The sequence below is a fragment of the Halomicronema hongdechloris C2206 genome (assembly GCF_002075285.3).
In the GTDB taxonomy this organism is placed as follows: domain Bacteria; phylum Cyanobacteriota; class Cyanobacteriia; order Phormidesmidales; family Phormidesmidaceae; genus Halomicronema_B; species Halomicronema_B hongdechloris.
On record NZ_CP021983.2, the window covers coordinates 4,839,814 to 4,861,112 of the forward strand.

16 protein-coding genes, 1 tRNA gene and 2 pseudogenes are annotated in these 21,299 nt (G+C 57.7%); 6 read left to right on the forward strand and 13 right to left on the reverse strand.

Annotated features, from left to right (window positions below; translation table 11 throughout):
* Positions 1-29: 29 nt before the first annotated feature.
* The 5 genes from XM38_RS22040 to XM38_RS22060 all read right to left on the reverse strand — a co-directional run bounded on the left by XM38_RS22040 (position 30) and on the right by XM38_RS22060 (position 6,377).
* Positions 30-1,958 (reverse strand): sensor domain-containing protein, encoded by a 1,929-nt coding sequence (locus XM38_RS22040; RefSeq protein ID WP_080813357.1) that lies wholly within the window; start codon positions 1,956-1,958, stop codon positions 30-32.
* Between the two features lie 481 nt (positions 1,959-2,439).
* Positions 2,440-3,759 (reverse strand): DUF58 domain-containing protein, encoded by a 1,320-nt coding sequence (locus tag XM38_RS22045; protein ID WP_080813356.1) that lies wholly within the window; start codon positions 3,757-3,759, stop codon positions 2,440-2,442.
* Between the two features lie 4 nt (positions 3,760-3,763).
* Positions 3,764-4,708 (reverse strand): AAA family ATPase, encoded by a 945-nt coding sequence (locus tag XM38_RS22050; protein WP_088431064.1) that lies wholly within the window; start codon positions 4,706-4,708, stop codon positions 3,764-3,766.
* Positions 4,705-5,799, reverse strand: a complete 1,095-nt coding sequence (locus tag XM38_RS22055; protein WP_080813352.1) for a DUF4350 domain-containing protein — start codon at positions 5,797-5,799, stop codon at positions 4,705-4,707. Before XM38_RS22055 ends, XM38_RS22050 begins: the two co-directional genes overlap by 4 nt.
* The gene (locus XM38_RS22060; protein WP_080813350.1) at positions 5,796-6,377 is read right to left on the reverse strand and encodes a DUF4129 domain-containing protein; all 582 of its coding nucleotides are present in this window, start codon (positions 6,375-6,377) and stop codon (positions 5,796-5,798) included. The genes XM38_RS22055 and XM38_RS22060 overlap by 4 nt, the downstream gene beginning before the upstream one ends.
* Positions 6,378-6,478: 101 nt before the next feature.
* Between XM38_RS22060 and cobU the strand changes: the two are divergent.
* Both cobU and XM38_RS22070 read left to right on the forward strand, forming a co-directional pair.
* Positions 6,479-7,059: pseudogene (gene cobU / locus XM38_RS29245) on the forward strand (bifunctional adenosylcobinamide kinase/adenosylcobinamide-phosphate guanylyltransferase).
* 163 nt (positions 7,060-7,222) lie between these two features.
* Positions 7,223-7,720, forward strand: a complete 498-nt coding sequence (locus XM38_RS22070; protein ID WP_202978947.1) for a hypothetical protein — start codon at positions 7,223-7,225, stop codon at positions 7,718-7,720.
* Here XM38_RS22070 and XM38_RS22075 read toward each other — a convergent pair.
* The 5 genes and pseudogenes from XM38_RS22075 to XM38_RS22095 form a co-directional block, all read right to left on the reverse strand.
* Positions 7,666-8,631 carry a ribonuclease Z gene (locus tag XM38_RS22075; protein WP_080813348.1) on the reverse strand — a complete coding sequence of 322 codons (966 nt, stop codon included), beginning with the start codon at positions 8,629-8,631 and terminating at the stop codon, positions 7,666-7,668. The two genes, XM38_RS22070 and XM38_RS22075, sit on opposite strands and share 55 nt — an antisense overlap.
* Positions 8,632-8,712: 81 nt before the next feature.
* A pseudogene (locus XM38_RS22080) lies at positions 8,713-9,359 on the reverse strand (HAD-IA family hydrolase).
* A complete protein-coding gene (locus XM38_RS22085; RefSeq protein ID WP_088431066.1) occupies positions 9,360-10,586 on the reverse strand; it encodes an NAD(P)/FAD-dependent oxidoreductase in 1,227 nt (408 codons plus the stop codon). It abuts the pseudogene before it with no gap.
* Positions 10,587-10,643: 57 nt separating this feature from the next.
* Positions 10,644-12,368, reverse strand: coding sequence for a DUF3685 domain-containing protein (locus XM38_RS22090; RefSeq protein WP_088431068.1), 1,725 nt, complete (start codon positions 12,366-12,368; stop codon positions 10,644-10,646).
* Positions 12,365-14,188 (reverse strand): hypothetical protein, encoded by a 1,824-nt coding sequence (locus XM38_RS22095; RefSeq protein ID WP_137455204.1) that lies wholly within the window; start codon positions 14,186-14,188, stop codon positions 12,365-12,367. The genes XM38_RS22090 and XM38_RS22095 overlap by 4 nt, the downstream gene beginning before the upstream one ends.
* Positions 14,189-14,374: 186 nt before the next feature.
* On the opposite strand from XM38_RS22095, the gene XM38_RS22100 reads away from it, so the two are divergent.
* Positions 14,375-15,127: a pentapeptide repeat-containing protein gene (locus XM38_RS22100; RefSeq protein ID WP_080811310.1), complete on the forward strand. Its 753-nt coding sequence runs from the start codon at positions 14,375-14,377 to the stop codon at positions 15,125-15,127.
* A gap of 88 nt (positions 15,128-15,215) precedes the next feature.
* Here XM38_RS22100 and XM38_RS22105 read toward each other — a convergent pair whose 3' ends face one another.
* The 3 genes from XM38_RS22105 to XM38_RS22115 all read right to left on the reverse strand — a co-directional run bounded on the left by XM38_RS22105 (position 15,216) and on the right by XM38_RS22115 (position 18,043).
* Entirely contained in the window at positions 15,216-16,343 is a 1,128-nt protein-coding gene (locus tag XM38_RS22105) for a site-2 protease family protein (RefSeq protein WP_080811308.1), read from the reverse strand.
* 315 nt (positions 16,344-16,658) lie between these two features.
* A tRNA-Arg gene (locus XM38_RS22110) sits at positions 16,659-16,731 on the reverse strand.
* A 167-nt stretch (positions 16,732-16,898) separates the two neighbouring features.
* Positions 16,899-18,043 (reverse strand): IS630 family transposase gene (locus tag XM38_RS22115; protein ID WP_088428935.1). Its coding sequence is split into 2 segments (ribosomal slippage): positions 16,899-17,602 and positions 17,602-18,043, totalling 1,146 coding nucleotides; the frame shifts between segments, so codons are not numbered across the junction.
* 214 nt (positions 18,044-18,257) lie between these two features.
* Here XM38_RS22115 and XM38_RS22120 point away from each other — a divergent pair.
* The 3 genes from XM38_RS22120 to XM38_RS22130 all read left to right on the forward strand — a co-directional run bounded on the left by XM38_RS22120 (position 18,258) and on the right by XM38_RS22130 (position 21,090).
* Positions 18,258-18,923 (forward strand): Npun_F0813 family protein, encoded by a 666-nt coding sequence (locus XM38_RS22120; protein WP_080811307.1) that lies wholly within the window; start codon positions 18,258-18,260, stop codon positions 18,921-18,923.
* A gap of 141 nt (positions 18,924-19,064) precedes the next feature.
* Complete coding sequence (locus tag XM38_RS22125; protein WP_080811305.1) at positions 19,065-20,093, forward strand: hypothetical protein; 1,029 nt, start codon at positions 19,065-19,067, stop codon at positions 20,091-20,093.
* A 37-nt stretch (positions 20,094-20,130) separates the two neighbouring features.
* Positions 20,131-21,090 (forward strand): hypothetical protein, encoded by a 960-nt coding sequence (locus XM38_RS22130; protein ID WP_080811304.1) that lies wholly within the window; start codon positions 20,131-20,133, stop codon positions 21,088-21,090.
* Positions 21,091-21,299: the final 209 nt, after the last annotated feature.

Consider the following 21,299-nt stretch of genomic DNA (forward strand, 5'->3'; position numbering starts at 1 on the left):
GGTTGCCGCGCCCAATGCAGAAAACTTCATCACTCCTGACCTTTTCTTAAACAACGCGACTGATGCGACTGTAAGAATACCTCCGTGGCTGGAGCGTTCATCGGTCGGGCGAAGAGATATCCTTGCCCACATTCACAGCCCAGTTTCCGCAGATATTCCAACTGCTGAGGGGTTTCGATGCCTTCGGCGACGACGACTTTATTCAGGTTACGGGCCAGTAACAAGATAGTGCGGATGATTTCTAAGCTTTGTTGATCGTGGCCCAATCGACTGACAAAGGATTTGTCGATCTTGAGGGCGTCGAAGGGGAAGGTATGCAGATAGCTCAGGGATGAATAGCCAGTGCCGAAATCATCGACGGCTAGACTAATGCGGCGGGTTCGTAATCTCCTGAGTACACTTATCATCCGAGGTGCATCTGCCATGGTGGCGGTTTCAGTGATCTCCAACTGCAGTTGCTGAGGATTGAGCTGAGTCTGCTGCAAGATCCGATCGATGACGGCAAGCATTGTCATCTGGCGCAGCTGTACCACCGATAGATTGACACTTATGGACAAGGGCCCTTGAACGGCATAGTGTTGCCACTGCTGCAGCTGTTGGCAGGCTTGCTGCAGTACCCATTCCCCTAGGGGGACAATCAGGCCAGTTTGTTCGGCCAAGGGAATAAACTCGCTTGGTGCAATCAGCCCCCGTTCGGGATGATGCCAGCGCACCAGGGCCTCAAAGCCAAGCAGATGTTGATTGTCTAACGCCAGAATCGGTTGGTAGTGCAGTTGAAACTGCTGTTGTTCTAAGGCAGTCCGCAAATCGGCATCTAACTGGAGCTGTTGGGCTGCCTGCAGTTGCATGATACGGTCGAAGGTCTCATGGGTAGTGCTCATGGCCTTAGCTCGATTCATAGCAGTATCTGCTGCCGTCAATAGCTCCTCGGGGGTCATCCGTACCTGAGAACTGAGGACAATGCCAATCTGACTAGTGACAACAATGCGCAAGTCTTGGACCGTAAAGGACTGATTTAGGGCCTGATGTAAGGTATTGACAATTTGGTTGGCTTCGTAGTCATCTGCCACGGTTTCCAGCAGGATGGCAAATTCACTGCCCTCTACCCGGGCTAGCAGGCCGGGGGTGGCCAAGCAGGCTTCCAGCCGCTGGGCGACTTTTACCAGAAGAGTTTCAGCAATCTGACGCCCGAGGCTGTACTTAATCACTTGGAACTGTTCGATATTTAAATAAAGCAGGGCGAAGGGAGTCGTTCTGGGTTCCTGAAGCAATTGCTGCAGCCGTTGCAGTAGTAAATTGCTCTTGGGTAGCCCCGTTAAGTCATCGTAAAAGGCCAATCGCTGTAAATCTTCCTTGGCCCGCTGCCGGTCGGTGACATCTTGCACCATGGAAAGCAGGCCGATGAATCGGCCCTGGTCGTCTTTTAGGGGAGTATTGGTCCACTCACAGATGATTAGGCGACCATCCTTGGTGATATTTTCGTTTACACTGTGGGCGGCCATATCTCCCTGGGCAATACGCTGGAAAATCTGGCTGACTTGAGGATATGCTGAGGAGGGGATAATCAGCTGGTGGGGCTGATAGCCGAGTATCTCGGATTTGCTATAGCCAAAGATGGCTTCGGCAGCAGGATTCCAGTCGATGATTTGGAGATCCTGATCGCACAGGACACAACCAATAGGCATGCGGTCAATCTGTAGCTGCAGCTGTTCCTGGAGTTGTTTGGTGCGCTCAAAGCTATGTTTCAAAGACTGCTGGCTGCGATCGATTAAGCCATATAATGCCAAGCTAGTTACTAAGACATAGCCCCAGCCCTTAATCGTCTGCAGGCGAGCGGCCATTGTCAGATCATCGGTAATTAGCTCGACTAGGTAATCAGAAAATAGAATCCAGAGACTACCTGAGAAGGCATATCCCAAAACAATCAGCAGGACTTGCTGTCTAGAAGAGAGCTGCATCAGTGTAAGAACTCCAAATATGCACGAGCTCAGTACTCGTAAGACTATCCATTAGCTAAATTCAGAGACTAGTACTATGCTCTACTAGGCAGCGAGCGGCCCATGAAGCTCGCCATCATATCTGAGTGAACCTCTATGCTAAATTCTAAATTCAACATCTAAATTCAACATCTAAATTCAACAGACAAACGAATCCAAGATGGCTAGGCGAGTTTTGATTGGGTCGATCTTTAAGTCAATTTAATGGGCAAGGCGTATAGGCAGCAGCGAGGCGCAGCCGTAGTTATTTGGCGGAAAACCCACAAGAATTTACACTCCTTAATATAATGCAATTGTTTTATATTCCGGTGATTTAAATCACCTCTAACCCATTGGCTGCTCCAGTCGTAGGTACTTGTGATAAGGCGTAGTGATAGTACGCATATACATAGCATCCAGGCCAAGGCAGAGGAAATCGCCAGAACGAGCGGTCTCCCAGCTTCTATAGACGGCCTTTCGCCTTGATGCGCAGGTATTCATCCACCAGAGCCTCGCTGATCTGAGGAGCGGGGGCATCCAGCACCAGGGTTCCCCGTTGTCTTAACTGCACGAAGGCGGCCTGGCGTTGGGCCAGTAGATCTAGGGCCACGGCGCGCCCATAGGCGGCTATCACCTCGGTGGTGAAGGTGTGGGCTTGGCGATCTACCTGGGGGTCTCGCAGGGTGACGCAGAAGGGCAAATAGCGAGGCCGCAGGCGCATCAGGGCCGAGAGCAACTCCGCCGAGGCGGTGCTATCGACAATATCGGTGAGTAATACCACTAGGGCTCGCCGGGGCTGCTGCTGAACGACGGTGGTGACGGCCCCCAAATAGTCGGATTCCTGCAACACGGGTTGCAGCGGCGTCAACTGTTCCAAAAAACGTGTCAGGCGAGACGAGCCCCCTTGGGGGGGCAGCCAAGTGGTGAGGGTGCGATGGAAGACGCCGATGCCGACCCGATCACCGCGGTGGAGGCCAGCCATGGCCAGGGCGAGGGTAGCGTTGAGGCCCCAATCGAAGCGGCTCAACCCGCCGACTCGGGAGGTCATCAGGCGACCTTGATCCAGCAGTACGATCAGAGTTTGCTCTCGCTCGGGCTCTAGTACCCGCACCAAGGGCTGGTGATGACGAGCGGTGGCCTTCCAGTCGATCAGGCGGGGATCGTCGCCTATCCCGTAGTTCCGCAGCTCCGTAAATTCGGTGCCAACCCCTAATCGTCGGGCCTGGCGCAGGGTGCCGGTAGACTGCAGGGCCAGGCGCACTGAGAGGGCTCTGAGGCCTAACAAGTCGGGATATACGGCAACGGTAGTGGCGGCCGTGATGGTCCAATCTACCCAGGCCAGGCCCCAAGGACTGCGCTGGCGTACCTGGAGATCGCCCCAGGCAAATTCTCCCCGCTGGGTGGGATGCACGTGGAAGCTAAGGGTTTGGTGCTGCCGAGGAGCTAGGCTGACCCGTAGCGGCATGGCAGTGCCGCCGCAGGTCGCAGGATAGTTGTCGTAGATTTGCATGTCGCCTCCCCAAGCGCCCGACTGCACCTCTAGGGTGATGATGTTGTCACGACCAATGGACAGGCGAGATAAGGGGGAACGAGTTACCTGTAACCGCTGCGACCGGAGGCGGTGACCATCTACAATCATGAGCACCAGGAGCCCACTGTCTACGGCAAGCAGCATCAGGAAACCTAAACCCAGGGACTGACGGCTGGGGATGAGGCCACTAACCAAGGGTGCGATCGCACCGACAATCAACAACCACCGATAGAGCCGGGTCGTCGGGATCATCGCCTTACCGGGGCACCGGCACACTCTGCAGTATCCCCTGAATCACGGCTTCCGGGGTGAGGCCATCGAGCTGGGCCTCCGGCCCTAGCAGCAAGCGATGGCGCAACAGGGGTGGGGCCAGCCCCTTGACATCATCGGGGGTGACATAGTCCCGCCCCTGCAGCCAGGCATGGGCCTTACTGGCCTGCAACCACAGCACCGCCGAGCGAGGGGATGTGCCCAGGGTCAGATCCCCATGCTGACGGGTCTTGTGGACTAAGGCCAGCACATAGTCCAACACCGATTCCTGCACCGTCACCTGCTGCACCCCTTGCCGGGCGGTCAAGATCTCCTGGGCGGTGGCCAGGGGCTGCACCGACTGCAGCCGCCGGGCCTCGAAGCCAGCTTGGGCGTTTAGCAGCATCTGCTTCTCGGCCTGGGGATCTGGATAGGCCACCTGTAACTTGAACAAAAACCGATCTAGCTGAGCCTCGGGGAGGGGATAGGTGCCCTCAAACTCCAGTGGATTCTGGGTGGCAATCACCCAAAACAGATCCGATAAGGCATGGCGAGTCCCGTCTAGGGTAACCTGTTGTTCTTCCATGGCCTCCAGCAGGGCCGCCTGGGTCTTGGGCGGCGTGCGATTGATCTCATCGGCCAACAGCACCTGGGTAAAGACCGGTCCCCGCTTCAGGGTAAAACGGCGGCTATTGAGGTCAAACACATTGGTGCCAATGATATCTGAGGGCAAAATGTCCGGCGTCAGCTGGATGCGGCAAAAGTCTGCCTGCATCAGCTGGGCCAGCACCTTGACCACCAGGGTCTTGCCAGTGCCCGGCACCCCTTCCAAAATCACGTGTCCCCCGGCCAACAAGGCCACCAGCAAGTGCTCCACCAAGGTGCCTTGGCCCACCACCACCCGGCTGAGCGCCTGGCCAACGCGATGTAACGAAGTGTGGGACTCAGTCATAGATCACGGGAATGCAGGACATGGAGACGACGTAACCACTCTCGCAGAGTCATTGTATTCAAGCTAGTGGGCGGAGTCAGGGGATGTAGCTCGGTTGCCGCGCCCCCCGTGGCCTGATGCCAGGCCGTGGCCAGGGTAGCATCATCCACCGGCCCTGTTCCTAGGCCTAAGCGCTGCTGCAACTGCTGCCGCTCCGCCGCTGCTAGGGCATCGACCACGAACTGATGGCTATTGGCCTTGTATAGCACTTCCGCCAGGGCCTGAATATAGGCGGTGCTGTTATCCACCACTGGGGGATGGATTGCCTGGGGAGCCCCGAGATACCGGTTCTGGGCCCACCCGATCAGTAGGCAAATCACTACTATTTGGCCGCATACCAACACCAGCGGGGTCTGGGCTAGGTAGGTGAGCCAGCTACTGGCCCCTGCTGTGGCCGAGGCTTCAGCCTCCCGGTAACCATGGAGATACTCATCTACCCAGATCGGTCCCCCGGCTTGGGTGACCAGGTCGGCCAGCCAGGGAAAGTTGCCCGCTGCCTGCTGGTAAGCATTGGCGGCCAAATGGGGTGTCACCGCTAGAATCAGTTGACCGGCGGACTGGGGCTGTCGCCAGACAATCAGACCCTGATCGTCCTGCAGTAAGGGGGTCCCTTTCTCGGCGGCTTGCCGCCGTCGGGTGGCGATGGTGACGGGGCCCCGATCACTGGGGATCTGGGTCTCAAAGGGGGCCGCCGTGACCGGGTAGCTCAAGCCCAACACGACCAGGGTGTTGCCTCGGCGCAGCCAATCGTCCAACCAGGGCCGCTGGGCCCAACTGCCCTCGACCGACCAGAAAGTTGGATGAATCTGCACCAGGGTGGCTGGTTCTTGGTCGCGGCGCTGTTTCAGTAGATCAGCGACAGGCTGCTGCCAACGCTGAATCGCGACCCCTTGTGCTTCCATGTAGTCATACCAAGCGGCATAGCCATCGGGATTGCGATTCCAGGTGGAGCCACTGGCCAGGGAGAAGGCACTGGGGGTCGATAGGGACAGCAGACCCAGGAGCAATAGCAGACCCATCCCGAATAGCAACCAGAGCCGTCGTTGCCTCATGGCCGCATGATCTCCTGAAAGGCGCGGCGACAGCGCTCGTAGGTGTCGGCCGCGGCGGGATGGTTGCCAAACTCCAGGCGCTCGTGGGTGCGAATTAAGAGTTGATAGGGGCGAGGCTGGGCCAGTTGGCTCACTTGGTCGAGGTAGTCGCCGTCGGTGTAACTGGGATTGGCGGGCAGGTGCTGCTGTTGGTGCAGATATTGCAGGGCAGCTAGATAGAGAATATGGCAGGCTTGTCGGTAGTCACCCTGTTGGGCCCAGTGCTGGGCCTGCTGCCATCTCACCGGGGAAGAGGCTGCCTGGGAGGTCGATACCGAGGTCGGCCGCCGCCGTTGCCACTGGCCCGGCTGGTGCCACCAATTGGCCCCCATCCTATAGAGCATCCAGGCCAACCATAGCCCTAGTCCGGCCAAGATTAGCCCCAGCAGCACTTGTCTCAGGGGCTCCGGCAACGTCCACTGGGGGGAATCAGCGGGCTGCCATTGCCAGCGAGACCAAAAAAATTCCCAGGCTTCCCCGAGTCGTTGCAGCAGGAGCCGCAGTTGCCAGCCCAGGTTGCTGGTTGCATAAGCATCCATGGCATGATGGTGACCTGCGGCTCAATTATAGGCTCAATTCTGGGTTCCTTGGCACGGTTGCGATCGCACCGGCGTCTCTACCCTTCTGCAGCGACCTACCTATGGCAAATCATGCCTGCATCCTGGTCACGGGGCCCACCCGCTCAGGCAAGAGTGAGTGGGCCGAACAGCTGGCGCTCCAGTCGGCGCGACCGGTGATTTATGTGGCCACAGCCCAACGGGATCCGCAGGATCTAGCGTGGCAGCAACGCATCGATCGGCATCGGCAGCGGCGTCCATCCCATTGGCAGACCCCGAGAGGTCCCTACCGACTTGGCTGCCACCCTGCTCACCATTCCAGCCGACGCTTGTGTGCTAGTCGATTCCCTGGGCACCTGGCTGACGAATCTAGTAGACCTGCCCGAGGCCGAGTGGCGGCAACGGCAAACCCAGTTCTTGCAGAGTCTGGCCCAGGCTACCTGTCAGGTGATTCTGGTGGCAGAAGAGACGGGCTGGGGGGTGGTGCCGGCCTATCCCCTGGGGCGCACCTTTTGCGATCGCATGGGGCGGCTCACCCGGCAGGTGGGGCAATTAGCCGATCCGGTTTATCTGGTGGTGGCCGGCCCATGCCATCGATCTGCGCACCTGGGGGCAAACCGTCCCCCACGGGTGGCCGATAATCTTAAGCTCAGCAAACATCTGACTGCCGCTAGAACCAGTCAGGCGCAACAGCGTTAGGATCGCAGTAGGCCGGCAATGCCGACGGCAAATTGCCGAGTGGCATCGAGTCCAGCTTGAAATTCAGCGCAGCGTCTTTTCTACAGCCAGCCTTCAGGCCTCTATTTTGGCGACACCGGAACTATCCTATGGCTTCTCCCGAAAGTGTTCGAGACTACTTGGCCCACTGGTTTCAGCTGGGTAAGCCCGTCGTCATCCACAACGGCGATGAGACCCGGTTGCCCCAGCCCATTTTTCAGGGCAATCGCTATAGCCCTGCCTTCGAGGCGTGCTGGCAGCAGATTCTAGCCACCGATGGCCAGGGGTGTTATTTGGCAGGCAGCAACGAAAGTCTGGCCACCCTACTCTCATCGGCTTGGGACATTACCGACTGTGCCCGCTGCCGCATGCCAGTAACCACGCCAGTTCTAGGGGTCTCCACTGGTCCCTGTCCCTGCCACGACATCGTCGGTTGGCCCAATACCGAATTACCAGCGCCGCGCCTATCGGTCGACACCCAGTCCCATCTTAAAGAGCTCCAAACTCGCCTGCAGCAGGTAAAAGGCCATCCTGACGCGGCCTGCCGCCAACCCTATGAGCCCGCCGATGTCGCCAAGGCCATCTCTGGCTGTCGCGGCACCGCATAGGTCAAGAAGTCATGGGCCATGATCGTGTTGGGAAAGATGGCCTGGGCTTCACTCAAGAGATCTGACAATTGGATATCGTTGCCAGGGGCGTAGCGGGGACTGAAGTGGGTCATGATCAGCTGCTTCACTTGGGCTGCCAGGGCCACTTGAGCCGCCATGGTCGAGGTGGAATGCAATCGCTGGTAGGCCATCTCGGCATCCTGGTGAGAGAAGGTGGCCTCGTGGATCAAGACATCGGCCCCGTCGGCTAAGTCCACGGCGTTCTGGCAGAAGATGGTATCGGTGCAATACACCAACTTGCGACCGGGTCGGGGGGGACCACACAACTCGGCCCCATTGATGCGGCGACCATCGGCCAGGGTAACTACCTCTCCCTGCTTCAACCGACCATAGATAGGGCCAGGGGGAATCCCCAGGGCTTGGGCCCGTTTGACGTCAAAGCGACCGGGTCGGTCCCGCTCTGCCACTCGATAGCCGAAGGCGGGAACCCGGTGCTCCAGTTGAGTGCAGGAGACGACGAAGTCCTCATCGGCAAACACCTTTCCCGGCTCTACCCGGTGCACCTTGATCGGCAGGGAGAAGCGGGTCTGGGAATAGCGGCGGCAGGCCTGTAGATAGTCATTCAGTTGCGGCGGCCCATAGATATCGATGCGCTGTTGGGGATTACCAGCCAACCCGCAACTGGCCAACAGCCCCATTAGCCCAAAGATATGATCGCCGTGCATGTGGGTGATAAAGATACGGCGAATTTGACTCGACTTAAAGTCGCTCTTCAGGAACTGGTGCTGGGTACCTTCGCCGCAGTCAAACAGCCACACTTCTGCCCGTTGGGGCAGCCGTAGGGCCACGCTGGAGACGTTACGGGAGCGGGTCGGGACACCAGAACTGGTGCCGAGAAAGGTAATTTGCAAGGCAAGTCATCACTGGCATCTCACCTATCTTGACATGGTCGATTCAGATGGGGGAGGGGGCCAGTTGGGGAGAAGGCCGCCCTAGGCCGCTGCCGGTTGCGATCGCATCAACCAAATTCCTCTAAGTCCAACGGCCTTAGCTCCTGCCACATCCTCGCGGCGGCTATCGCCCACGTGCCAGGCATCGGCAGCGGCATAACCATGCTTGCGCAGGGCGGCGTGAAAGATGGCCGGACTCGGCTTGGCCGCCCCCACTTCGGTGGAGATGGTCACCGATTGAAAAAAGGCGTCTAATTGCAAAGCCTGGAGCACCCCATAGAGGCGAGAGTCGAAATTAGAGAGCACCCCCAGCTCGATCCCCAGAGAGCGCCACCGCTCTAGGGAAGAGCGGGTATCGGCATAGACCACCCAGGGCTCAGCGGTGGCGAAATAGGTGTACAGATCGGCAAAGAAGGCCTCGAAGTCAGCAAACTGAGCCAGTTGATCGACGGCGGCAAAGGTCTGCTGAGCTATCTGCCGCCACCAGGCATATTCCTGGCCCGGCACCTCGATGGGATCGAGGCCGGGAAAGGCCATGGGGGCAGCGGCCTTGAAGGCCGCGCTCTAAAGGCTTGATCTAGGGCCGCGGCATCGGCAGAGACGCCGTGGCGCTGGGCTACCTGCCGATAGTGTTGCCCCACACTGTCCTGCACTCCAAACAGCGTGCCGACAGCATCGAGAAATATCACCTATAGGCTGCAAACATGCTTTCCTATACCCGACCAACAGATCTTCTGCAGCGCGCCGACCCATACCAGTTGAGCACCCACTCGAATTTGGATGGGCTCGAGGGTGGGCATGCGATAGAGGTAGGCTAACCGTCGGGCCAAGTGGGCTGGTAATCCCTCCAGGTTGAGCCCGAGACCGGTTAGCGTGGCCCGATCGGTGCCTAGGGTCATCATTTCACCCAAGTGTTGGTAACGGAAGGGCAACAGCGGCCGTTCCGTCAAAGTGGCCCAAATATTCCAGCCAGCGTAGTCGGCCTGCTGCAGGGCCGCCTGGGCCGTGGCTGGGATCTGCTGGCCCTCGGCGTCACGGCAGTCGGCTAAATCTCCCAGGGCATAGATCTGGTCATGATCGACCACTTGCAGCGTGGGGGTCACTTTGATCTGCTGCTGCTGGTTGCGCGGCAGGGGTAACGATTGCACCAGGGAATTGACGCAAGTACCCACGGTCCAGAGGACGATGTCGACGGGCAGGGTATCGACCTGATCGCGGTAGCGCAGGGACAGGGTATCGGCAGTGATGGCCTCGACGCTAGTCTCCAAGTCCAGCCAAACCCCTAGGTCGGAGAGGGCTTGGCGGGCCACCTGGCGATTATAGTCTGGGGAACGCTTCAGGATCTCAGTGCCCCGCTCGATCAGGCGAATCCGACCGCGGGCTGGCAACCGTTCTGCCAGTTTGCAGGCCAGTTCTACACCGCTGTAGCCGCCACCCACCACGGCGATGCGAATCTTGTCGGCATCGCTGCTCTCCAACTGTCGCAACCGTTCTTGCAGACGATAGGCATCGTCGAGGCTGCGAAAGGGAATGGCATGGTCTTTCACCCCAGGTGTGGTGTTGAGGGGGGTGTCGCCGCCTAGGGCCAAGACCAGCCGATCGTACGGCAAGATAGTGCCATCCCCTAGGGTGGCGCGCTGCTGGTCAATGGCAATGGCTTTAACGCCGCTCTGGTGGAAGTGAATGCCGGTATGGGCCAGCAGTTCTTCGAAGGGAGGGGCAATCTCCCAGGTTTGCAATTCACCGGTTAGGAGTTCGTAGAGTAGGGGGGTGAATAGGAAGCGATCCCCCTGATCGACTAGGGTAATGATCGGGGCGTCGGGGGTGGTCCAGGGCAGCTTACTCAGACGCAATGCGGTGTAGAGACCGCCAAAGCCACCTCCCAAGATACAGATGCGGGTACGAGGCTCAGTCATAGGGGAGTCCAGACAAGGGATTGTCTACAGAATAAACAATTCTCTAGGGGCTTGGCTTCAGCTATCTTGGCTGTGGCGGTTGAAGCGACGGTCTTGCCAGGCGGTGCCGATGCCCTTGGCGATGCCGCGACCAATCAAACCGATGCCGCGGCCAATTACCTCGGTCAGTATGTAGACGAGGCCACTGCCCACCCAAGCCACCACGGCCCGGAAACGCGGTGCGATCGCATCTCGCGCCTCCAAGAGTAGGGTAATGACCAATGGTAGCCCGGACAGCTGCTCTAATTCCTGGCGGCGGGGGGCATAGATGGAGCGGCTGACGAGGCCTGAGGGACCCAGGCCCCAGAGTGGGTAACGGCTTTCGAAGATGGCCGCCGGCTCGTGCCAGAAGCTGGCCCAGCGGTAGCGCCAGGCCAACTCGTTGCGGAACCGCTCGATCTCGCGGCTGCTGATCAGGCGGCGGTGATAGAGTTGCTGTTTCAGCGGCTCTACATCTGGGCAGCGGTTGAGCAGGGGCTGGATCACGGCGTTGGCCAGCTGAATCACTAGGTTTTCCAGCAGCCACTGGCTCCGGTCCAAGGCTGCCGGGGTGCTGGCCAGATAGGGCGCTCCATCCACCGTGAGGCTGTCTTGAAACAGCAGATGGCGCAACAGATCAGGGCCATAGGGCAGGGTGGCCAGCATCCCTTGCTGCACCGTTTCTCGCTCCTGCGAGAGCACCTGAACCAGGGACTGGTCCTGTTGATCGATCTCCAGGGTGGTATAGCGACCCAAAAACTCAGTCATGATGTCCTGCCAGAGGTCGCCGAGCAGCGTTAGCCAGGTCTGCGTCACCTGCTCCGGAGACAGTTGGGCCCGTCGTAGCTGCCGCAGGGTCGCCTCTAGCTGCTGCAGACTCAGATATAGCAGTTCCTGTCGCTTCTCTTGCCGCAGAATGTCGATCTCCAGCGGCACGCCACTGGTATTGGCCAAGGGACCTGTCAACTTCAGCGCCACTGCCTGCAACAGCGGCCGGGGCCAGCCCTGTAGCGTACCGCCTGGTGCTTGCACCAGTCCTGGCGATGGGAAGGGAGACGATGGTGCCTGGGGATCACCCTGTGGCCGCGACGGCTGGGGCTCCGGGGTCGGCGTCGCCAGCAACCAGCTAATCAGCCCCCGTGCCGCCCGTAACTCCCGTCGCCGTCCGGCTAACACCCACCGATAGGGAGCAGAGGCCTGGTCTAGGTGTCCCTGGACCTGATCTAGGCTGGCTGCAATTTGCTGCAGACAGGACTGACGCAGCCGGCTGCGAAAGGTGGCCCCAGGGCCTGGGGTTGGCGGTGACTGACGATCAGCCGGCAGGGCAGAGGCTGTCTGGGAAGTAGGGGCCGTCGCTAGGGCCCCAATCAGATCAGCCAGCTGGTGTAGGGGCAGCCCCCGCCGCTGGTAAGCATCCGCCCCCATTTGATCGGCTGCCGCCCGCAACACCGGTTCGTCGCTAGCCCCCAGGACCAACACCGGCAGCGTCGGAAAGCGCGACTTTATCTGACCGCAGAGCTGCAGCCCTGGCAGTTGCTGGGGATCGCCCCGCCCCAACCCTAAATCTAAAATCACTAGATCCAACGCTGGCTCAGTTGCCACCTCGGCCGCAGCAGCGCTTGGGGACAATTGGGTCCAGGCTTCTGAAGCATTACTGGCTTCCGCCACCACCTGAATATCTCCTAGTTGCTCCAGCCAGATCCGCAACCCCAATCGAAAGACGGGGTCGTCGTTGATCAGCATTAGCCGCAGCGGTGAGGTCATGGCTCGCTATCAGAGGACTCAGGAGCCGTCTCGTCAGTGGTCTCGGCCGCAGCGGCAGACTGCTCGGCCGCCGCTTCTCGCAGAGACCAAATATAGTCTCGCTCAGCCCGCCAGAGGGCGATGGCTCGTTGTGCCTCATCATACAGCGCCCGGCCCGCCCCAATCTGGGCGGCGGTATTAATCGCCGCCGTCAAACTACCCTCATAGGCCAGATCCTTGGCTTTTTGCAGGATTGGGCCATCTTCGGCAATTTGAATGGCCGTGGTCCATTCCTGAATTAAGCCCTGGGCGCGCTCGTGTAAGGCCCGCTCCGGCTGAATCGTCCGGGCCGTTTCAATGGCTTGCCGCAGCTGGTTATCATCGGCCAGTTGCATGGCTTTATTCAGAATGGGCCGATCTTCGATGATTTGAATGTCTTGACGCCACTGGGCGATCAGGGTCTGGGCTGGAATCCGCAGAGCGCGTCCCTGGGGGACTTGGGCGGCTTGGTCGATGGCCTGCTTCAGGGCGGCGATGGTGCCTGCCTGGGCCAGGGCTTCAGCCTGGCGTAAGATGGGCCGGTCGGCGATGCGTTCGATCTGCTTTTGCCAATGGGCAATCAGGGTCTGGGCTTGCTGACGCTGGGGCCGCTCTGGGGCCACCTGATGGGCCTGCTGGATAGCGACTCGATAGGTGCCGATTTGCCCTAGGGCGGCTACACTCTGAGCAGCCCGCAGCTGCCCTAAGTCTTGCAATTGCTGCTGCCATTGCTGTAGCTGCTGCCGGGCGGAGTCATAGAAGGGGCTAGTGGTCGGGATCTGCTCTGCCGCCCGAATCGCCTCCATTAGCTGAAATAGCTGGCCGTAGGTGGGCTGAAAGCCTGCCTGCTGCTTGGCTTGGCTGGCTAGGCGTTGGGCATGGCCAAACTGGATCAGATCCTGGGCATCGGGGGCCAAGTTGAGATTGGGAGGTACGGCTTGCACCGCTGCGATCGCACCCTCGACGTCGCCCAATTCCCACCGCCGGAAGGCATGCATCAGCAACGACTCACTCCAGCGGTTAATCTCGACCTCCGCCGAGGTCCAAGCATGGCTGCGCAAGTCAATGGAGTGGGCCAAGCCGATCGCCTGTTTCAACTCCGCTGGGGTTCCCTGGTTAGCCAGACTACGGGCCTCTTGCAGCTGGGCCCAGGCCTGCTGTTCCAGATCAATAGACTCCACCCAGTACTGATAGCGATCCCGCAGCCAGTAGTCGCTACTCAGAGTTTTCAGCCGTTGCAGCGACTGCCGCGCCTGATCCCACTGTTGTCGTTGGATAGCCTGTTGCACCTCGGTCTCCACCGTGGCCGCTGCCGCCCACTCCTGTCGCCAGCGATAAATGGCAGCCTGGGCGGCCGGCCGCAGCGGTGTGTCCAGGGGAATTTGGCTGGCCAGATCCACTGCAGCTTCTAGATCACCCGCTTGCATCCGTTGTTGGGCTTTGCTCAGCAGCCGTTCCGATGCCTGCCGCAGGGGCTCTAGGGCATCTTCGTAGCGGGGATGGTCCTGGGACCAGGTCGCCACCAATTCAATCGCCCCCACTAGGGCTTGGGGGTCACTAGACTGGGCTTGGGCCTTGGCACAGTAGATGCGATCGCCGTCAGTGCTCTGGGGTGAAATGGTCGCACACTCCGGTAATGGAGGAATGCGCATCAGCCAGATCAGGGCCCATCCGCCGACGATCCCAGAGCCAATTAACAATCCCAGCCACAGGATTGGCCATATCCAACCCAAGAGTTTCGACGAACGCGGTCGTTTTAAGGAGGTGGGTTCCTGATAGGAGTTTGCCGACGGAGACGCCATGAATTGTACAGGCCCTAGTGCCAAGGATGCTTAAACATAAACAGGTCTAAACGGATAGGTCCCAATCAAGACCACAGGTGGGTTCCGGGTAGGCTATTGTTCTCAAAAGATGCTGCCATTGTAGAAGTTATTTTTGTGATTCGGCAGATATTTCCGTAAAGTTTGGTCCTGAGTGCACTTAGATCTATGAAATCATTGCTCTGGCTCGTCCCCGGTCTTCTAATCTCATGGATAGTGGGCAGTGGTCCAGCGGCCGATCTGACACAGCTGCAGCAACTGTTGATCACGAAGGCATGTCCCGCCTGTGATTTACGGCAGGCTGTCCTGGCGGGCGCTGAACTAGCCCAGGCGAATCTGGCCCAAGCCAATCTGCAAGGGGCCAATCTGCGGCAAGTCAATTTGTCCGGGGCTAATCTGCAGGGGGCCGATCTGAGCCAGGCCATCCTCACGCAGGGACGCCTGCATCAGGTGAATCTGAGCCAGGCGACTCTAGTCCAAGCTCAATTGACGGCAACTGGCCTCAATCGCAGTGACTTGACGGGGGCTGACCTAACGGGGGCCGACCTGAGTCAAGCCCGTCTCATGGCAGCCACCCTCACCGGAGCGACGCTAGAGCAGGCGACTCTCCGCCAAGCGGAGCTGCTGCAAGCTAACCTGTCGCGGGCGAATTTAGTGGATGCCGATCTCAGGGGAGCCGATCTGTTTCGGGTACAACTGTTGCGCAGCAATCTGGAAGGTGCAAATCTCAGCGGTGCCAGCCTGGAAGGTGCTCGCCTTTACCGCACTAATCTAGACGGTGCCAACCTCACCGATGCCGATCTCAGCCATAGCACCTTGACCCAGGTCGATCTGGCCGAGGCGATTCTCTGCCGCACCCGTCTGCCCTCGGGGGATGTCAGTCAGCGGGATTGTCCTCCAGATAATCAACCCCATGAGTGAGCCCCCACTTCCGAGGTGGAAGCGGGGGCCGCTCTGCCCTAAACAGAGCCAGTTATCTCAGGTAAGTCCTAGTGAGTCCTAGTGAGTCCTAGGCGGGGTTGGGAGTAGAGCCTTGCTGCAGTAGACGAATCACAGCCGATCGCTCCAGCAGGCCGACCAACATACCATTGGCTTTCGTCACCACCAGGGCCGGAATTTGAGACTCTTCCAGCTTGCCTAAGACATCTAGCAAGGGGCGATCAGAGTCAACGGTTTCGATCCCTTCTAAGGGGTCCATGCGATCGCAAACTCGCACTTGGGCCCAGTCTTCTCGGGGGATCTGGCGTAAAATATCCACCGCCAGTGTGCCCACGAGCTGTCCTTCATCGTCAATGACCAGGAACTTGCGCCACTGGCTACCGGCGGACAGCACCGCCTCATCGGCAAACTCGCGCAGGGTAGCCGACTGAGCCACAACCGGGCTATCAGGGGTAACCACATCGGCGGCGGTCAGGCCGTCCAAGCGAGCCTGGACCTCAGCATACTGGGCCGACCGATTCGCATTCTGCAGCAGGAAGAATCCAATCAGCAGCGTCCAGATACTGCCTACCTGGCTGATGCCCAGCACAGACAGGACTCCCAGGACAATGGCTGTCCAGCCAAAGAACTGACCCACGCGGCTGGCGATTTCCACTCCCTTGTAGGCGTTGCCGGTAAGCTTCCAGACGAGCGCCTTTAAGACATTGCCGCCGTCTAATGGTAAGCCTGGGATCAAGTTAAAGGCTGCCAGAATCAAGTTAATGTAGGCGAGCAATCCCAACACTGCAGACAAAGGGCCTGCCAGAGGCAACACGCTGTTCGTCAGCGAGAGGCCGAAGAATAGGGCCAGACTCACCAAGGGTCCGGCAATGGCCACCCAAAACGCTCCGCTGGGGGTGTCCGATTCTTTCTCTAGGGCCGCTAAGCCACCAAACAAGAACAACGTAATGGAACGGACACCGACACCTTGACGCCTGGCGGCGATGCTGTGTCCCAACTCGTGGGCCAACACAGAGGCAAACAACAACAGAGCGGCCACTAGCCCCATAATCCAGGGTGTTATCCCTGGCAAATTCGGGAACTCGAAAGCCAACCCGCTACCGTAGGACCAGGTCACCAGCGCTAGCACCAGAAACCACGAGACATTGATATAAAAGGGAATACCTAACAGGCTTCCCACCCGAATATTGCCGTTCATAAGGGCACCTCATTACATACAGGGCTTTCCAACTCAGAGTTGAATCGCCCACACATTTACAGTGTAACGAAATGTAAAAGTTGGCTCCGGTGGAGAACCGCCCTGGCTTGGTTCGGGTCTCCTCGGCTGCAGGTGCGATCGCAGCCGCGACGATATCGGGACAGGTGCCGGGCGACTATCTAGACAACCAAGACTGCGGCCACGACTAGGTTGCGCCTGCAGGCCGCTGCGCGCTCAGCCTGGCTGAAAAGCCATACAAGCTCGGCTCTAGCCCCTGCTCCGGGATGGCCAACGCTGAGGCCAAGGAACAACAAACGGGCCCTGCAGGATTCGAACCTGCGACTTACCGCTTAGAAGGCGGTTGTTCTATCCCCTGAACTAAGGGCCCAATTTGGTTTCATGCTACCCTAAAGCCTCCCACTAGCCGCGATTGCCCCATCGATCCAGGGCATTGAGGCTGCTCATATCAATACGATGCCCAAACGGGAAGCCATTCGGCCTGCCATCGCCTCTAGTAGCGTGGCAAGGCTAATTTGCTGGGTTAGGATGGCAAGGCTAATTTGCTGGGTTAGGATAAAGGCGGCGCAGCTTGATTCTGGCATCTTGAGTGGTAAAGCGCCAAACAACGCCTGCTTGTTGTGAATTACGCTGCTGTTGCCAAGCTGCTAACGCTTGCTCAAGCGTAATGGGATCGCCAATCCGACGGTCAAGACATTGCTGCTGTAAGACACTCAACTCAATTTCGGTGACATTCAGCCAGCTCCCATTGCGTGGGGTGTAGAACAGCTCTAATCGCCGGGCTAAACGATGGGCTTCATCCGCATCCAAGGCTTCATAGAGTGAGGCAATATGATGGGTGTTGAGGTTGTCACACAAGAGTTTGACCTTGCGAGCATGAGGATAATCTTCGTCTAACAATTGTTTGACTTCTTCGGCCCAATCGATGCGGGTACGATGCTCTCGGCTACTCACCCGTCGCCAGCCGCGAATCGGGTCAAAGAACATGAACAACGCGCGTACCCCTTCGCGCTCGTAGTGGTAATCCTCTTTGGCATCTGAACCTGGCTGCATGGGTTGAGATGGATAGACATCCTTATGCAACTCAATCGCCGCTTCATCCATGCAGATGAGGGGCTCTTCAGGCGAGTGCTCCGCTGTGTACAGGTCCAGCACGACTTCCATTTGAGCTACAAAGCGGGCCGTGTCTTTCTCTGGGATGCAGTATCGTTGCTTTTTCCAAGGTCGTAATTCATTTTTTTAAGCGTCTGACGCACGGTTTCGCGACTAATTTCGGTGACAATGCTGCGGGCTTTCAAGGCATCGACTAATAAATTTAACGTCCAACGAGCACGTCCCTCAGGGGGCGTAGAACAACAGATGGCAACCAGTTGAGCTTCAACTTCACCGTCTACTTTGGGGGCCACAGGCGGGGTGGTGCGAACTTTGCGATTGAGCGCTGGCGCTTCTCCTTGCGTGACAAACCGTTTGCGAATGCGAGCCACGCTGTAGGGATGGAGACCCATTGCTTCCCCAATGCGTTGGTCTGTCCAACCGCCCTCTTGATGAGTTTGGTCAGCCAAAAGCAAGATTCTGGCGTGGAGGATTTTCTTCGCAGGGGCTTTCCCGTTGCGACTAATGTCTTTGAGGCGCTCTCGCTCACTTTCGCTGAGATTGACAACGTACTTATCAGGGTGGGGCATAGCAGCATTCTTCTTGACCTTTTACCCAATATTTTAGCCTTGCCGCGCTACTAGGGTGAGATGGTTATCATACTTTTCCAACTGTACGCTAAAATCACCGCGGCCAAACAGGTTGACTGCGGTAGGGTAGTAGTAAACTGGCTCAATACCTAAGATGTAAGACGATCCGCCATGGGTTATGCATCCACCCCAATAGGAGTGAATTGGCAACATCATGTTTATTCTGAAGCGACAAGATGTTGACATCAAAACAATTCAGCATCCCAAAAAGGAGCAGCAGATCCCGATTCTCTCCTATCAGGGTCAGACCTTTCGACTTCTCAGCGTTTTCACCATTGCTCAAGCAGACGATGCCCGGGCCCTCTGGCGTGATCTCACCGATAATCGAGGTAAGGCCTGTGTGCTGCTAGAAGAACCCGAACGCTTTAGCATTTGGGGAAAGATTCGCTTGGAACAGTTAGCCGAAGCAGGAGGGGCTGAGGAGGCAAATACGTCCCCAGTGCTGATTCAAGGTTGCCTCGTCTTGTTACAAGCGGTCTATATCGACATCGAAGATTTATTGGGCAGCAAACAGGCCGGGTCATTTCAGCAGGAAGTTGAGACGGTCCTGACCTCGGGACCATTTCCCCGAGGTATCTCATCTAAAGTGGTTCAGGGGCTACTCACCATCGATCCCCTAGCAATGCCGCAAATGCCTGCCTGGACTGACCATCACCTGCAACAGTTGCTGCAAGACCTCCATCGCATTGGCAAGGATTACTTCGGCAACACCACCTTCACAGAGCGAGCCCTAGAAGCGTTGCAAGATATGCCTGACAATGACCGCAAGCTCTTCACTCGCTGGCTGCAGCAATCCCCGGTCGGGAAGCTCTGGAGCTAGGTGGCAGATAGGCAGCAGAACCGGGTAAAGCAGAAATTACCGGCATATTAAACCGCCGTTTTTCCCGCAAAGACTATCGCGCTGGGCCTAAATCGGGTTTAGATTAAGGTGCTGATTTAGATTCAGATAAGGAGTGTTCCATTGAGTAAACCCTCCTCCTCGTCTTCCACGACGACAATTATTCTCTTGGGCATCGTCTGGGCCGTCGTGGCAGTGCTATTTTTCCTGTTCTTCAGTGCGCCGACTCCCAGTGGTGATAAGCCGGGGTGGTTCTTTATTGGCATTACTGTGCTGGAAACCGGAGCATTTGCTGTCTCCTCAATTATCTGTGCCCGTAACTGGCAGAGTGAGCAAATCGTCAGTGGGCGTAACGTCTGGCTAGCGATTAGTTTGGGCCTGTTGTCCTATGTCTGTGGCAATATCTTCTTTTTTCTCTGGGGCAATGTCTGGGGATTAGACCCAGCGGTCTCCCTGGGGGATTTCTTTTACCTGATCAGTTATGTGTGTTTGGGGATTGGCATCATTCAAGCGGTATTGCCGCGGCGGCTTAATCTCGAACCGCCGCAGTGGTTGATTATTGCTGGGGTAGGCTTGGCGGGAATAGTGTTGGCTTATTTCCTGAACTACCAGGTCTTAGGTGATGAGGCTGCTCCGCCAGAGGCCTCGGTGCCCGTACAGGCGGAAGCGCCTGCTGCAACCGCCGAGACTCCGTTAGCCCCTACGGCGGCTGAGGCCAATGGTTCTCCGGCGGAGACGCCTACTCCAGAGGCTGCCACCTCCGAGGAGCCGGCAGCAGCTACCCCCGATGCTCCGGCCTGGGCGAAACAGTTTGACACGCTCATGGAGCCCTTAGCAAGCGTTGTCAGTTTGTTGTATGTCCTGGGCGACTGCCTGTTGGTGGTCTTAGCAACCACCCTGTTAGTGGCATTTTGGGGCGGTCGCTTTTCCCAGTCTTGGAAGCTGATCGCTGTGGCGGTGTTCTTTCTCTACATCGCTGATATGTTCTTTGCCTACGCGGTAAATCGGGGCACTTACCAGGAAGGCAGTCTGTGGGAAGTCTTCTGGACCTTATCTGCTGTCTTTTTTGGCCTGGGTGCAGCCGTCGAGTATGGCATCTCGACCCGCTCTCGCCGGAGTGTGCGTCAACGCAGAGCCGCACCAGGGAACTAAGATATTAGTTGGCGCTCGCACGGCGGAGACAAGCGGTATGGCACCCAAAAAGTTATCTGAGGCTGATAAGCAAGCAATTCTAGAACTCTATCGTCAGCCGGCAGAGACAACCTCGACTCTGGCAGAGCAATTTGGCGTCAGCAATAGCACCATTAGCCGCTTACTCAAGAGCCAGTTGCCTGCCAAGGAATATGGCAATCTGATTCAGCAGAAGCGAAGTGCTAGCGATAAGGGGGGAAGTACCAGCTCTGAAGTAACGACCGCCACTTCAGAGCCTGCCACTGAGGATGCTGCTTCATCTACAGGGACAGAGCCCTCGCCAACGGCAGACTCTGCGTCCCAGAAGCCATTACCTAAACGGAGACGGCGGTCTCGGCTAGCCGAGACCGCCGATGGCGATGAAGACAATGGGACTCAGCTTTCCTTATCACCGGCCAAGGCGGCCGCTCCAGAATCCCAAGAGACCAAATCCACGGCTGCAGTCAAGCCCAAGTTGGCTGAGTTAGAAGTCGACCCGGCCGACGACTACATGATTGCAGCGGTATTGGGAGAAGACGCAGATCTAAGCTCAGATGATGACTATGACGATGAGGACGATGAGTTAGAGGATGACTTTGATGAAGATGATGGGGACGACTGGGACGCTGGGAAGGATACCGATAAGCCTCACCTTCAGGGGATGGCCCTAGTTGAAATCAATCCGTTGACCCAGGCAACGTTGCCAAAGCCCTGCTATTTGGTAGTTGATCGCCTGTCAGAGTTAATTACGTGTCCCCTCAAGGACTTCGGTGAACTGGGGCAAATTCCCGAGGCTGAAGTCAATGCTCGCACCTTGCCAGTGTTTGACAATCATCGGGTAGCTCGGCGGTTTTCCCGCCGCAATCAGCGGGTCATCAAGGTGCCTGATGGCTCGATGCTGCAAAAAACCCAACCCTATCTACAATCGAAGGGCATTACCCGCTTATTAGTAGATGGTCAGGTCTATTCTCTAACCTGAGGGGGTGCTGGCTGAGGTAGCCTATCGAATGTCCTCTAACTAGGGCAGTAGCTGGCCCCTGGGCCGCCCATATCCGTAACGGGCGAGCTGCTGTCATCTGGGTTAAATCAATCAGGGATACATCGATTGGGAGCAGAGGCGATGGATCAGGGAAGAACGAGAGTCTCCTCAAGACAAGCGGGGGCTGTGAGGGCCGAGCAGATACAACA